The 13,511-nt window shown below is 61.9% G+C and carries 9 protein-coding genes and 2 tRNA genes; 9 read left to right on the forward strand and 2 right to left on the reverse strand.

The window, feature by feature from the left end; all coding sequences use genetic code 11:
* The first annotated feature begins 3 nt into the window (after positions 1 to 3).
* From GGR16_RS05190 to GGR16_RS05210, 5 genes are all read left to right on the forward strand, one after another.
* A complete protein-coding gene (locus tag GGR16_RS05190; RefSeq protein ID WP_246372823.1) occupies positions 4 to 1,380 on the forward strand; it encodes an ABC transporter ATP-binding protein in 1,377 nt (458 codons plus the stop codon).
* Positions 1,380 to 5,054: a methyltransferase domain-containing protein gene (locus GGR16_RS05195; RefSeq protein WP_183315900.1), complete on the forward strand. Its 3,675-nt coding sequence runs from the start codon at positions 1,380 to 1,382 to the stop codon at positions 5,052 to 5,054. The genes GGR16_RS05190 and GGR16_RS05195 overlap by 1 nt, the downstream gene beginning before the upstream one ends.
* The gene (locus GGR16_RS05200; protein WP_183315901.1) at positions 5,051 to 6,166 is read left to right on the forward strand and encodes a glycosyltransferase family protein; all 1,116 of its coding nucleotides are present in this window, start codon (positions 5,051 to 5,053) and stop codon (positions 6,164 to 6,166) included. The genes GGR16_RS05195 and GGR16_RS05200 overlap by 4 nt, the downstream gene beginning before the upstream one ends.
* A 91-nt stretch (positions 6,167 to 6,257) precedes the next feature.
* Positions 6,258 to 7,118, forward strand: coding sequence for a class I SAM-dependent methyltransferase (locus tag GGR16_RS05205; RefSeq protein WP_183315902.1), 861 nt, complete (start codon positions 6,258 to 6,260; stop codon positions 7,116 to 7,118).
* Between the two features lie 180 nt (positions 7,119 to 7,298).
* Complete coding sequence (locus GGR16_RS05210) at positions 7,299 to 8,402, forward strand: glycosyltransferase (RefSeq protein ID WP_343059568.1); 1,104 nt, start codon at positions 7,299 to 7,301, stop codon at positions 8,400 to 8,402.
* Between the two features lie 106 nt (positions 8,403 to 8,508).
* Here the strand turns inward: GGR16_RS05210 and GGR16_RS05215 are convergent, their stop codons facing one another.
* Positions 8,509 to 9,822, reverse strand: coding sequence for a tyrosine-type recombinase/integrase (locus GGR16_RS05215; RefSeq protein WP_183315904.1), 1,314 nt, complete (start codon positions 9,820 to 9,822; stop codon positions 8,509 to 8,511).
* A 123-nt stretch (positions 9,823 to 9,945) separates the two neighbouring features.
* Positions 9,946 to 10,021 (reverse strand) — tRNA-Asn (locus GGR16_RS05220).
* Between the two features lie 141 nt (positions 10,022 to 10,162).
* Between GGR16_RS05220 and GGR16_RS05225 the strand changes: the two genes are divergently transcribed.
* The 4 genes from GGR16_RS05225 (at position 10,163) to GGR16_RS05240 (ending at position 13,440) form a co-directional block, all read left to right on the forward strand.
* Positions 10,163 to 10,236, forward strand: a tRNA-Cys gene (locus tag GGR16_RS05225).
* A 100-nt stretch (positions 10,237 to 10,336) separates the two neighbouring features.
* On the forward strand, positions 10,337 to 11,002 hold the full coding sequence (locus tag GGR16_RS05230; protein ID WP_019400202.1) for a protein-L-isoaspartate O-methyltransferase family protein: 666 nt from the start codon (positions 10,337 to 10,339) through the stop codon (positions 11,000 to 11,002).
* 192 nt (positions 11,003 to 11,194) lie between these two features.
* Positions 11,195 to 12,589 (forward strand): TolC family outer membrane protein, encoded by a 1,395-nt coding sequence (locus tag GGR16_RS05235; RefSeq protein ID WP_082312561.1) that lies wholly within the window; start codon positions 11,195 to 11,197, stop codon positions 12,587 to 12,589.
* Positions 12,590 to 12,732: 143 nt separating this feature from the next.
* Complete coding sequence (locus tag GGR16_RS05240) at positions 12,733 to 13,440, forward strand: PopZ family protein (RefSeq protein ID WP_183315905.1); 708 nt, start codon at positions 12,733 to 12,735, stop codon at positions 13,438 to 13,440.
* The last annotated feature ends 71 nt before the right edge of the window (positions 13,441 to 13,511 follow it).

The raw sequence follows: 13,511 nt of genomic DNA on the forward strand, positions 1-13,511 counted from the left end.
GGAATGGCGATCCGAGTCGACGGTGTCAGCAAGGTTTACAACCTCTACGGCAATCCGCGCGATCGGCTAAAACAGTTCGTCTATCCCCGGGTCAGGAAGGCGCTTGGCGCCGCGCCGAGGGCCTACTACCGGGAGTTCTGGGCGCTACGTGACATATCGTTCGAGGTGGAGCAGGGAGAGGCCGTCGGGATTGTCGGGCGCAACGGGAGCGGCAAGAGCACGCTGCTGCAAATCATCACCGGCACATTAGCGCCGACGGCAGGTAGTGTATCGGTCAATGGCAGGGTGGCGGGCCTGCTCGAGCTGGGCGCGGGCTTCAACCCAGAGTTCTCCGGACGTGAGAACGTCTTCATGTCGGGTGCTCTTTTGGGTCTCTCCCGCCGCGAGATCGAGGAGAAGTTCGACGATGTGGCGGCGTTTGCTGATATCGGGGAGCACCTGGATCAGCCGACAAAAACCTACTCCAGCGGGATGCTCGTTCGGCTGGCGTTTGCGGTGCATGTTCAACTCAAACCTGACATCCTGATCGTTGACGAGGCGCTCGCAGTTGGCGACGCGCTCTTTCAGAAGCGATGCTTCAGCAAGATCGCATCACTACGTGATCAAGGTGTGACGCTTCTATTCGTGTCGCATGACCAGGAGACTGTGCGCACGCTAACGAATAGGGCGCTCCTGCTGCGTGAAGGAAGGGCGGTGACCTTTGGTCCTTCGGCGGACGTGATATTCGCTTATCGACGGCAATTGCATGAGGAAGAGGTTCAGGCCTTCACCTCGGGCTTTGGTCGGCAGAGGGCTCCCAGTGCCGCGGTGGATCCAGTCGACCCGAATGATGCCCTCAATAACTCAGGCGTGGACACGGTGGACCCTCCTGACCCTCGCAATGAAGTCACGAGACAGTTCGGTACCTACGACGTAGAGGTGCGAAAGGTTGAGGTGCTGGGGGAGGGGGGTGAGGCGAAGCCAGTATATTATCCGGGAGACCGGCAGGAGATCCGCATTACGTTGGTCGCAAATAAGAAGATAAAGAACCTAAATGTCTTTATTAGGATCCGAAATAAGGAAGGTGTGAAAATCTATTCTTGGGGGACGATGAATCAAGACCAGTGGCTACGTTCGTCCGGTGCTCAGGAGCCGCTTTTCTGGGAACGGCAATTCGAAGCCGGGGAGGAGTTTTCGGTCAAAATTCATCACGATTGTCCGTTGGGGCCAAACCTCTACGAAGTGCAAGCGGGTGTGGCGCAAGAGAAGGATCTGGAATACGGCGAGCAGAAGATCCTCCACTGGGTGGACGAAGCTGCCTTTTTCACTATGGCAATCAAGCGCCTGGAGTATTTTTTCGGCGGGATAAACGATCTGCGTGCAACGGCGGAGTGCGTTTGATGGCGGCGTTCGATTACGGTCAGGTCTATGATGAATATTGGAAGCGTCCGGATCGAATGGGGAGCCACAGCTTCAGCGATCCGATGACCATTGCGCGCACCATCGTTCGCGTCACGGGGCCGACCCGCGTCCTTGATATCGGGACAGGCATGGGCGGCCTGGTGCTGGCTCTCTTGAGGTGCGGATGTGATGCTCAGGGCATCGATGCATCAACGGTAGCCGTCGAGCAGGCGAATCTGAAGGCGCCAGGGCGATATCGTGTTGCTTCGGCATTGGACCTACCCTTTGACGATGATGCTTTTCCCACCGTCGTCTCCACCGATTTTCTGGAACATCTTGATGAGGCCGACGTCGCTCAGGTGCTCAAGGAGATGTGGCGCGTTTGCTCGGATACGTTGTATCTCCGCGTGGCCACGGCTCAGGATCGTGACAATCATTGGCACCTTACGGTGCGCCCGCGAGTCTGGTGGGAAGAGCAGCTGATCTTGGCAGGGTTCCGCAAGCATCCGATGCAACTGGACGTCATCGGATACGACGAGATCGAAACGGAAGGGGACACCGTAACGCTGGTCATGCAGAAAATACCCGCCGCCGTGGGTGACCAGTATCCCATCGACGTTCTCAGGGAAGAGCGTCAGCTGCACATGGATATGACGCGTGAGCCGGGCCGGCGGTCTGACGCGCACATCATTCGTTACAAGCTTGCCCGCGATCTTATTCGCCCTGGTGATACGGTTCTCGATATAGCGTGCGGTCTCGGCTATGGCGCCGCCCTGCTGTCATTTGGTTCGGGCGCAGCGCGCATTATTGGGGTCGACAACAGTGAATTTGCCATCGATTACGCGCGCGGCAATTTTGGCGATGATCCGCGCCTGGAGTTTCGGTGCGAAGATGGAGCCGAACTGAGCTGGCTCGGCGACGCGTCGGTGGATTACGTCGTGTCGATGGAGACGCTCGAGCACCTGCCCGATCCGGACAGGTTTCTGTCGGCCATCGCGCGCGTGTTGAAGCCGGCCGGTCGCATATTCGTCAGCGTGCCCAACATGTGGGTGGACGAACATGGTCGAGACCCCAACCCGCATCATCTGCATGTCTATGATCTGGATAAGCTGAAGACCCAGCTGAGTGCTCATTTCGAGCTCGAAGGGGTTTGGGAGCAGACCGCCGGCGGCGCCTTCAAGCTGCCGAACGGTAAGCGGCGCTTGCGCAAGGTAGATCTGGCCGCGTCTGACATCCCCGATCCGGAATGGTGGCTGTGTGCCGCGATCAAGTCGCCCAGGGCAAAGCGGGCGACCGATACCTATGTCGAAACTGTCCACGCGCGATCCGAGGCGTCGGGTCATGTCGCGGATTTCGCTGCCTGGTACGACAATCCCTATCTTGTTTCCGGCCTGGTCAATCGAGGTTCACGGATTCAAGACCGAGCGACGCTGATCGGGGTTGCGAGGGAGGTTGTCGGAAGCTCGTCACCGGAGAGTGCAGATCGAGGCGCCGCTCTTTGCGTCCTGAGCTACGCTGCGCTCGAGGACATGGAATCGTCCGGCAGGACGGCGGGGGCGGATAGGAGTGACATCGAGGCGTTGATTGGGCTGGTCGCGGACTACCTGTCCGTCGTGAGCAGCAACCCACACGTGGCGCGTTGGCAGATATCCTTGGCGTACGTCGTCGGGGCGTTGCAGACGGCACGCGGCGATCTTCGGGCAGCGGAGGCGGCATACCGCCGATGCGTGGGATGCGATCCGAAAGTCTTCAGCCCACTCATCGCGACAAAGACTCTCGCTGCCAGTCTGGCTCTGGCTGATTTCGAACTGGCGCGTGACGATCGGGAAGCTGCGCGCCGAACACTGATCCGAGCAGTGGAAGGGGCAGTCGCCGTTGTCGGGCAAGACTGGCCGAATGTCATCGGCAGTGTCGAGACCCCTCTGACATTCGGCTTTCTGGAACTGGCCGATGTCTGCGACCTTGCGGCGAAGTGTGCTTTTCAGCTCGAGGCTTTATCTCGCGGTTGGAGCAAGCCATTTGGGCGTATCCGGGCCGGAATCTCTCATCAGGACCGCTTCGAGGAGATGCGGCGCGCCAATCGGCATCTCGAAGAGGTCATAGCGGCCCAGCAGACGGCGATTGCCGATCTCAGCGCTGAATTGGCGATCCGATCGTCCAGGGCCGAAGCTGAATTAGCGACGGCGGCACCGAGCGTTGGCGGCGCGGGGACGGCTATCGGGAAATTCGTGCATATACTGAAGACCGAGGGTGCAGGACAGGCGTTGGCTCGAACATACAGGTTCTCTAGGTCCCGTATTGGATCGCGTCTGCCCCATGTTCGCCGGCTGCGGTACTACTCGATCAAGTTCGCCGAGCATGCTCGGTCACGAGGCGTGGTGTCGGCATCGAGACATGCCGTGAGCAAGATCATTTCATCTACGCCGTATGTTCGCAGGCTGCGCTCACAGCGTGCTGCCAGAGAGTTCGAGGAGGTTATGTCGCGGGCGACCGAGCCGCGGCGCCTTATTCGGCCAGCAATCACGTCTCATCCGCCCTTTGCCATGCTGGTCAAGGACTTCCATGACGGTGGGTTGGAAAAGGTCGTCATAGATCTGACGCGCCAATTTGCCAGGCAGGGAATTTCTTGTCCCATTCTGGTGAGTGGATCGGCAGGGCGGGCCGCAACGGCGGCTATCGAGCTTGGATGCGACGTCCGGGTGTTTAATGGCGATGTAGACAAGATGGAGGCTTGCGCTCGCGATCTCGGGCTGACGGTCATCTTCTCGCATCATTGCTATGAAGGATGGGACCGACTTACCGCGGGCGGGCATCGGATCGTCGAAGTCATCCATAACGCCTATCATTGGCAGCAAAACGACGCTTGGCTCGCGGATCTTCGCGCCCGATATGTCAGCGGCTATATCGCCGTCTCGGAGTTTGTTCAGAATTATTCGGCGGCTCGTCTCTCGATTCCAGCAAAAGACATTTCGGTTATCGAGAACGGCTTGTCCCGGGAGGGCTTAATTCGGCCGCCACTGGCTCGCGTGGTTACAGAGCGCAGGGCGACTATCGGGAGGCCGTTGCTGGTGCACGTAGCCAATGCGCACCCGCAGAAGAACCATCTTGCGATCCTGGATGCCTTCGACATCGTGAGACGGAGTCACCCGGCAGCAGAACTCGCGTTCGCCGGGGTCATCGATCAGGCGTCTGACCTGGGGCGAGCCTTGGTTGACAGGATTGCTGCCGGTGACATGGCAGACAGCGTTCAGTTCACGGGTTCTTTGAGCCGAAGGGATCTTTCACGTCTCTTGACCCGTGCCCATGTGGGGCTGCTGCCATCGATGCTGGAAGGGTTCAGCATTGCATCGCTTGAGTACACGTACTTCGGCTTGCCCGCCGTGCTTTCCACCACGGGCGCCGCGCAGCGACTCGCCGATGGATACCATCATATTGCGCTTGCTCCGCACGCCGCGTTGTCCCCCGACGAACTGACGCCGGACGCGATCGAGGGTGCGAGCGTGGCGCCGTCGCCCCAGGTAGGCGCGTCGATCGCTCAGTCCACCCTGAGCATTCTGGCTGACTATGAGAGCTACTCTACTCGGGCCCTGGAGGCGGGTTTGGACTGGCAGTCGTATTCGATCGAGTCGACCGGCGAGCGTTATCTGAGCGTTGTGGGGGAAATGGCGAAATGAGCTCGCTGGATGGTGTCGAGATCGCGATTGTTGCACCTTGTCCGCGGGCGGACCTCGCACACGAAGGTTGGATGAGCCGGATCAGGGCGATCGACCGTCAGTTCAACGGCCGCAAGCGCGTCTACCTGAATTTTTCCGAGCATCACCCTTCGGCCCCAAGTGGGCTCACTTGGCATGCTGCGGAGCGAGCCGAAATCCTGCTGCGACCGGGCAGTCCGGCGTGTGAGCAGCTTGTCGCACGGGTCGTGCAGACTGTACGCGTCGTTTATGTACACACGCTGCATCTGGCTGAGTTCATGTTGCCGCACCTTCCATCGGGGAAGTTGTGCGTCGACATTCACGGGATTACACCCGAAGAAGAAGTGATGATGGGGCGTCCCGAGCTTCGACCCAAGTATGAGGCAGTCGAGCGACAGGTGTTGGCAGAGGCCAAGCACTGCATTTGCGTCAGCAATGCGATGATCGCGCATTACGCCGAGAAGTATCCGACGCTTAATCCTAATTGGATCACGATCCCAATCATTGAGGCCTATCCGGAAGAGCCCGGCGCTGGACGTCGGACGCCGCCGGATGGCGAACCGCCGGCTGCGATCTACAGCGGCGGCACGCAGGCTTGGCAGAATATCGACGCGATGCTCAGCCTTGCGAAAAATCGAGGGCGTGAGGTTTCCTTCCGCTTCCTATCACACGATTTCGAATTGATCCGTCGGCGTGCCGCGGAGATGGAGGCAGAAGCCGAGTTCGCCTATTGCAGCAAGGTCGACTTGCCCGCTGCATACCGCTCCGCCGACTTCGGCTTGGTGTTGCGTGACGACACGGCCGTCAATCGGGTCTCGTGTCCCACAAAGCTGGTGGAGTACCTCCAGTTCGGGGTGGTCCCGATCGTTCGTTCGCCGGCTCTCGGTGATTTCGCGGAGCTGGGATTCGCCTATGTGACCGAGGAAGAGTTTGCCTCCGGCTTCTTCCCCGATGCGGCGAGCCGCGAGTGGATGATCGAACGGAACTTGGAAGTGATCTGGGCGCTCGCGGACCGTTTCCGAAAAGGCATCGCGGCGTTGCATGCATCGATCTGGAATATGTCTGAAGTGGACGGTAGTCTGACACCGGCCTGAGGGGAGGCTGGTGGTCTTGGCCGTTGCTGCGGCCGTCTGTGGCTGACTGCGGTTGTAGCGCTCTGCCACGGAGAACCAAAAGGGGGGGGGAATGTTGCAGCGCATTCGGCGGCTGCTCGGACACTTAGAGCAGGTGGACCCGGGCGACGCAGTGGTGAATTCGTTCGCGAGCCTCAGGGAATTCCGCCGCAGCGTCCTCGATCGCCATGTCCGTTTTCCATGTGATGCGATCGAGATCGGTGCTTATGCGGCGCCGACCGTGTCGCACGACGAGGCTAACATCAGGTTCATCGATTTCTTCTCGACGGAAGAGCTCCGGGCGAAGGCGCGACAGGCAGGTGGCGATCCAGATGCCGTCGTGGAGGTCGATTACGTCTGCCGGGATGATAATTACGATATGGTGGTCAAGGACCAGTTCGACGTCGTGATCGCCAACCACGTATTCGAGCATGTCGATCACGCGATACGCTGGCTCCAGACCACGCGGCGAATGCTACGATCCGGAGGGGTCCTGTTCCTGGTTTTGCCCGACAAGAAGTATAGCTTTGATAAATTCCGGCCAGATACTCCATTCAGTCATATCCTGTTTGAATATCTTGCGGACGGTCAAGATGTTTCGGCCATTCATAACTTCGAGACTGCGTTATATTATGACTTGGAGTACATCGGAAAGCAGAACGATCCCCAAAAGAAGCTGGACCTGGAAAGTTTGAGACGGGCAATCGCACCGAGCCATCCTGGCGTTCATCGGCATGTTTTCCTGGCCGAGACATTCGAGGATCGGATCATGCAGCCATTGCTGTTTACGGGCGTGGTTGATTTCGACCTGCTTGAGGTCGAAATGTGCAGGCAATTTGGAGAGTTTGCTGTTGTCCTTCGAGCCGGCGCGAGCGCCGAGAAGCACCCGCCAGACGGGTTGTTTCAGCCTGCGGTCGATAGCGTAACGTCTTAGCCAACCTCTCTCGCGTCTCCTCGTCCCGACTGCAAGGCGATGGTATCGCCAGCAGGCGGGCAGTGCGACTTGGGAGATGTGGAGCATCCGCAGTGTGGTAATTGGACAGGTCAACGTGCTGTGCGTGTTCTCGTTCTGACATCGCGTGACATCTATGGGAATAGCGGTGAAGCTACCCTGATGCGCGGGAAAGAAGCCGCCCTGAAAACGATGGGCTGCTCCGTGACTTATCTCGGCTGCCGTTGGCAGTTACCAAACGAACCGGCCGATGAGAGCATCGTTCATCGGTTCGCGACGTGGCAGTGGCTGCTCAATCCACTAGGATGTTATGCCCGACTGAAGTCCCTCGTGGACGCTTGGCGTCCGGATGTCCTAGTCGTATCCGGACATTGGCTGAAATTTCACCCTTGGGTGATCGGGCGAATAAAGCGGCATCGGCCGATGGTCGTTTCGCTCGATCTGCAGGGAGCTATAGAGGAGTGGAGCGAGTACTCGCTCCTGCTCGGGAGCCGGACACTTTCCCGAGCATTCCGATGGCTGATCGGTTTCCACGAAGCCGAGCTTCTGCGGTATGTCGATGTGATCGAGGTGGTATCGCCGAACTTCAAGCGTTACGTGCAGGCAAAGTATCCTCGATTCGAGGGGGATATCGTCATCGTTCCTTGTGGTGTAACCGACGTATTCGACGATGCCGTCTATCGAGAGTTGCGGAGCAAGTGGCGCAGAAGATTGAAGATCGATCCAAACGAGACGGCGGCAATCTATTCCGGCGGCCTATCACGATGGCAACGCGTCGACGATGTGGTTACTTTTGCGCGCAAGAATCAGTGGCTAAAAGTATTTCTTTTAACAAATGGCGACCTTGGTCAGTCGAGGGAAGAGCTGCCGCCTAACGTTCGAACCGGCTCCCTGCCGCGCGAGGAGGCGATCGAGGCCTTATGCGCCTTCGACTACGGTTTCCTGCTGCGCTACGACGACCTAACGAACCACGTCGCTTTTCCAAATAAGGCGTCGGAGTACCTCAATGCGAGACTGAAGATTGTCATCGATTCTCGAAACTTAGGTTGCGTTCTTCCGGAGTTCTCGCACGCGTTCATCTCCGTCGATGAGGTGGCTCAGATTGATCATCACAACGTGAAGCCTGCCTACTCGATCAGCAGTATTCGGTACCAAGAAACCGTGTGGCGATTGCTGGTTGCATATCGGGTGGCTTACGGACGGCTAGGCGCGCCAGTGACGGGCGGAAGGCAGCCTGGGTCGGGAGAAGCGGCACCGGTGGGTTGACCGATAAAGGCTAGTCTCCCATTGGCCGGATGTCGGGCCCTGAAGCTCCGCCAAGTCGGGGCAGGTTGTCAGTTTGGATTTCGACTGAACGAACAGCTCATTCATCTCAGACTGTCGCGGGTGCGTTGAACGCGATCTTTTTAAGCCACTGCCGCTTCTGCTCCAGCGACGGGCCGGCGCCGTATTTCGGCCTGATCCACTTATGCCCCATCAGGCTCGCGATCACCTTCTCGGGCGCCTCGACGGCCGTCAGGCGGTCCTCGAAGGTGTGCCGCAGCGAGTAGGCCGAGTGGTTGTCGCTTGGCAGCAGATTGTGCTCGGCGAGGTATTTGTTCACCACCGCCGAGAAGCTGTCGGGCTTGTCCCGGTATCGGGGAAAGCCGTCGGGGAAGGCACTGGCCGCCGCGAGCGCCACGCCGACGAGGGGAATGTCGCGATTGGACTGGTCGGTCTTCATCCTGCGCCCGTCTGGACGGACCTGCACATGCGGCACCTTGGCGCCAAGCTGAATCGTCTGCTTTGTTAGATTCGTCACCTCGGAAAGGCGCAGCCCCGTCTCGACGACGATATAGAGTGCGGCACGGGCTTCCGGATTGAGGCCCGCGAGGGCGCCTTCGTGCAGGATGTTGTTCTGCACGAAGGCGATATCGAACGCGTCACGATGGCCGTCGTCATCGGCGAACCGGAGCTCGCCAAATGGCGCCCCGATTCCGAGCCGGAGACGCTTGTCGAGGGTCTTGAGCATCCTGTTGAGATGCCCGATGTCCTTGTTGGCCGTGCCCCACTTCAGGTTTTCGCGCTCGACCTTCTCCTGCCACCAGTCCCGGAAATCGAGTGCGTCGTTGCGGGTGATCTCCGTGACGGGCTTGTCGGTGATCTTGGCGATGAGGTTCTCGATGGCCCGCTTCTTCGGATTGCGCCATTTGCGCATCTGGTTCTCCGACATGCCCGCCAGCGCATCCTTTTCGAGGCGCTCGTACTCTTTCAGCAAGCCCGATAGGCGCAGCACCGGCCGCTCCGCACCTCCGAGGGCACCGGCCACAGCAACCTCGTCTTCAACCAGGCCGCGACCTTCCAGGGCTTCGATTCGGCGCATGAGCTCGTCGGCCGATCGGTCGGCGATGAGCGCGACCATGTCGACGTATTCAAGACCCATGGCCCGCGATCGCTGCCGGGCGGCTTCGTATCGCTGGCGCGCCTCGTCGCGGCGTCCCTCAAGCAGTCCATGCCAATAGGTTTCGAGATCCGAGTTGATTCGAGTCGCAACCCGCGCCGCGCGGCGGCCGGATGGATCATCGCTGACGGCAATGCGCGTCGAAACGCGCACGAGCACCCGCCTGTCGAACTGCGCATAGACGTCTGGAACCCGGCGCACATAGGTCCATATGCCGCCGCGCTTCGTGAGGAAACGCCCCGCCATGCCGCCCCCAAAAGCAAGCCCACGTTAGCCGCATGTTACACAGTTTTGTTACACAGCGGCAGGCCGCGGATCAAGGCGATCGGCGCGATCTGAGGCGTCACAACGATTTTGGGAGGAAGAAGGTGGCTCCCCGAGCAGGACTCGAACCTGCGACCATTCGATTAACAGTCGAACGCTCTACCAACTGAGCTATCGGGGATCACGGCCGGTTGACTATATCATGACAGGCGCGCCTGCAACCCCTTTTCGCGCCCGTCACCAGGCTGTGGATTGACGGGGAGGGCACCCCGAAAACGGATGTTGCGGAAGGGCCCGCGCCTTTGGTATGAACCCGCGGCGAGGCCTCGTGGCGGAGTGGTTACGCAGAGGACTGCAAATCCTTGCACCCCGGTTCGATTCCGGGCGAGGCCTCCACATCCGGCGATACCGCTTTCGGGATCGAACCCGCCGGCCCGATGCCAGCGGGAACGCTGCCCGGGGCGTTCCGCCGGCAGCGCTCCTGAAAGGTCCCCCGATGCTCGATTTCGCCCAAGCCCGCCGCACCATGGTGGACTGCCAGGTCAGAACCTTCGACGTGGTGGACCATGCGTTGCTGAGCGTCCTCGAGGAGGTGCCGCGCGAGCGTTTCGTGCCGGCCGGCGAGGAAGCCACCGCCTATTCCGACCGGGCCCTCACCCTGGCGCGGTTCGCCGACGGCACGGCGCGCGTGATGCTGGCGCCGATGGTGCTCGCCCGCATGGTTCAGGCCCTCGACATCGAGCCCGGCAGCCGCATCCTCGATGTGGCCGGCGGCACGGGCTATTCGAGCGCCGTGATGGAACGCCTCGGCGGCGAGGTCGTCATGGTCGAGAGCGACCCGGCCCTGGCCGAGCGTGCGAAGGCTCTCCTGGCCGACCTCGGCTGTGAGGTCCCGGTCCATGTGGGGCCGGTCGCCGAAGGCCATGCCGCAGGCGCGCCCTATGATCTGATTCTCGTGAACGGGGCCTATGAGGCCGTTCCGGACACGTTGCTGGCCCAGCTCGCCGAAGGTGGCAGGCTCGCCGCGGTCGATGCCTCGGAAGGGGCGGGCCGGGTCGTGCTTTTCCAGCGCGCGGGGGAGGCGGTGGGCTGCCGGCGCCTGTTCGATGCGTCGGCGCCGGTGGTCGAGGGGCTGCGGCGCGCGCCGTCCTTCCAGTTTTGACGGTTTCCCAACCTTCCGGCGTGTGTCGCATTTTTGCGGCACAATCAGAAAAGTTGGCGCGCGCGTCCGCGTCAGCAGTTCTCGCTGCCGGATCCGGGCTGTATGCTCGCCCCCGAGCGTTCGCAGGGGCTGGCACGTTCGACAAAGGATTCTGAGGTGCTTTTCAGGCCTCGACATGACGGGAAGGTGGCCGTGATTCGACATTCGAAGACCACCGGGGCGAAGTGGCTGAAGCTTGCGGCACTGTCCGGTACCATCCTCGCATCCTGCGCCACCGCGCAGGCGGAGACGATGTCCGGCGCGCTGGCAAAGGCTTACGAGAACAACCCGTCGCTGAACGTCCAGCGCGCGCAGGTGCGCATCACGGACGAGAACGTGCCGCGGGCCAAGGGTGGCTGGCGCCCGTCTATCAACGCGCAGGGCACTATCGGTGCCCTTTCCCTGAATTCGCGGACGCCCAACGTGGGCCGCTCGAACGACGATCTCTTCCGCCGCTCCATCGGTATCGAGGTGCAGCAGATGATCTTCGACAGCGGGCGCACCCTCAACAACGTGCGTGCGTCCGAATCGCAGGTCTTCGGGGCCCGCGAGACCCTTCGCAACACCGAGCAGAGCGTGCTGCTCGACGGCGTCATCGCCTACATGAACGTGCTGCGCGACACGGCCGTCTACAACCTGCAGACCAACAACGTCGAGGTGCTGCAGGAGCAGCTGCGCCAGACGAAGGACCGGTTCGACGTCGGCGAGGTGACGCGCACGGACGTCGCCCAGGCCGAGGCGGCGCTGGCGGCCGGGCGCGCCCAGCAGAGCGTGGCCCAGGCCAATCTCAGGTCCAGCATCGCGACCTACCGGCAGGTGATCGGCGTCGAGCCCAAGCAGCTCGGGCCCGGCATCTCGGCCGAGAAATACCTGCCGAAGACGGTGGACCAGGCCGTCGCCCTCGGCCTGCAGCGCCATCCGGCGATCGCCTCCGCGCAGCACAGCGTCGACACGGCCGAGCTGCAGGTGAAGGCGACGGAGGCGCAGCTCCTGCCGGACTTCCGCGTCGCGGCGGGCGTGTCGCAGAGCTGGGACCAGAACATCTCCGGCGACCGGCGCACGAGCGCCTCGATCATCGGCACGCTGAACGTCCCGATCTACGAGGGCGGCGTGGTCTATGCGCAGACCCGGCAGGCCAAGGAGACGGCCGGCCAGGCGCGCATTCAGGTCGATCTCATCCGCGACCAGGTGCGTCAGCAGGTCATCGCCACCTGGTCGCAGCTGGAGGCGGCCAAGCAGCAGATCACGGCGGCGCAGGCGCAGGTGGAGGCCAACCAGGTCGCGCTCGAGGGCGTCCGCGAGGAGGCCAAGGTCGGCCAGCGCACGACCCTCGACGTCCTCAACGCCCAGCAGGCGCTGCTCAATTCCCGCGTCGAGCTGGTCACGGCCCAGCGCGACCGCATCGTCGCCTCCTACGGCGTCCTCTCGGCTGTCGGCCGCCTTGCGGCTCCGACGCTCGGTCTCAGGGTCGCGGCCTACGATCCGAAGATCCACTTCGAGCAGGTCAAGGACAAGTGGATCGGTCTCGACACGCCGAGCGGCAAGTAGCAGCGGTGGTATTTAGCGGCCGAAAATGCCGCTAAATCCTGTGGTCTTCGGGGCGGGGCGCTTGCCTCGCCCTTTGTGCGTGAAATACTCGGCTGACGGAGACGGACGTGATTCTCGCGTCCGACAATTGATCGGTGCGACGCATGAATTCGGCGAGCCCCAAGCTGCAGGACCCTGCGAAGACGCCCGAGCCGACGATGGACGAGATTCTCGCATCCATCCGGCGTATCATCACGGAGGACCAGCCCTCGGCTGCGCCGGCCCCCCGGGCCCCCGCGGCGGAGGAGCGCGGCCCCCGCCAGGAAGGCGCGCGTCCTGAAAGCGTCCGGCCCGAGAACGCGCGTCGGGAAGTCCCCGGCCGCGAGCGGGCACGCCGGGACGAATCCTTCCTGCCGGAGCCGCCGCGCAGGCCCGCTGCAGCGGAGGAGGCCATGGCCGCTCTCCGCCCGGCGGCCCCGGGGCCCGTGCCGACCGTGACGCCGCCGGCCGCGTCGGCCGGAGGCGAGGGCCTCTCGCGCGCCGCCATCGAGCGCAGCATCGCCGAGGAGGCCATGCCGTCGCTGGTCGCCTCGCTTTCGGCAGCGCTCCCGCCGCGGCAGCCCGAGCCTGCGACGGCTCCGCGGGAGGCGAGGGATGACCTGCTCTCGCCCCAGGCCGGCGCCAGCGTCGCCTCCTCCTTCGAGGCCCTGACGTCGAACGTCTCCGGCCAGGGAGCGCGCACGCTGGAGGATCTGGTGCGCGAGATGCTGCGCCCCATGCTCAAGGCCTGGCTCGACGACAACCTTCCGGCCCTCGTCGAGCGGCTCGTGCGCCAGGAGATCGAGCGCGTGGCGCGCGGCGGCCGGCGCTGAGCCTTCCTGCGTCGCCCGGCGCCTGATCGGCCGCTCCGCCCGGTCGGCGATTGACTTATGCCCTCCGCTTC

It is taken from the genome of Chelatococcus caeni, from assembly GCF_014196925.1.
GTDB lineage: Bacteria > Pseudomonadota > Alphaproteobacteria > Rhizobiales > Beijerinckiaceae > Chelatococcus_A > Chelatococcus_A caeni.

Excerpts from the sequence above, each read along its gene's own strand:
- GGR16_RS05190 (WP_246372823.1), top strand. The coding sequence starts at position 4 with ATGGCGATCCGAGTCGACGGTGTCAGCAAGGTTTACAACCTCTACGGC.
- GGR16_RS05195 (WP_183315900.1), top strand. The coding sequence starts at position 1,380 with ATGGCGGCGTTCGATTACGGTCAGGTCTATGATGAATATTGGAAGCGT.
- GGR16_RS05200 (WP_183315901.1), top strand. The coding sequence starts at position 5,051 with ATGAGCTCGCTGGATGGTGTCGAGATCGCGATTGTTGCACCTTGTCCG.
- GGR16_RS05205 (WP_183315902.1), top strand. The coding sequence starts at position 6,258 with ATGTTGCAGCGCATTCGGCGGCTGCTCGGACACTTAGAGCAGGTGGAC.
- GGR16_RS05210 (WP_343059568.1), top strand. The coding sequence starts at position 7,299 with ATGCGCGGGAAAGAAGCCGCCCTGAAAACGATGGGCTGCTCCGTGACT.
- GGR16_RS05215 (WP_183315904.1), bottom strand. The coding sequence starts at position 9,822 with ATGGCGGGGCGTTTCCTCACGAAGCGCGGCGGCATATGGACCTATGTG.
- GGR16_RS05230 (WP_019400202.1), top strand. The coding sequence starts at position 10,337 with ATGCTCGATTTCGCCCAAGCCCGCCGCACCATGGTGGACTGCCAGGTC.
- GGR16_RS05240 (WP_183315905.1), top strand. The coding sequence starts at position 12,733 with ATGAATTCGGCGAGCCCCAAGCTGCAGGACCCTGCGAAGACGCCCGAG.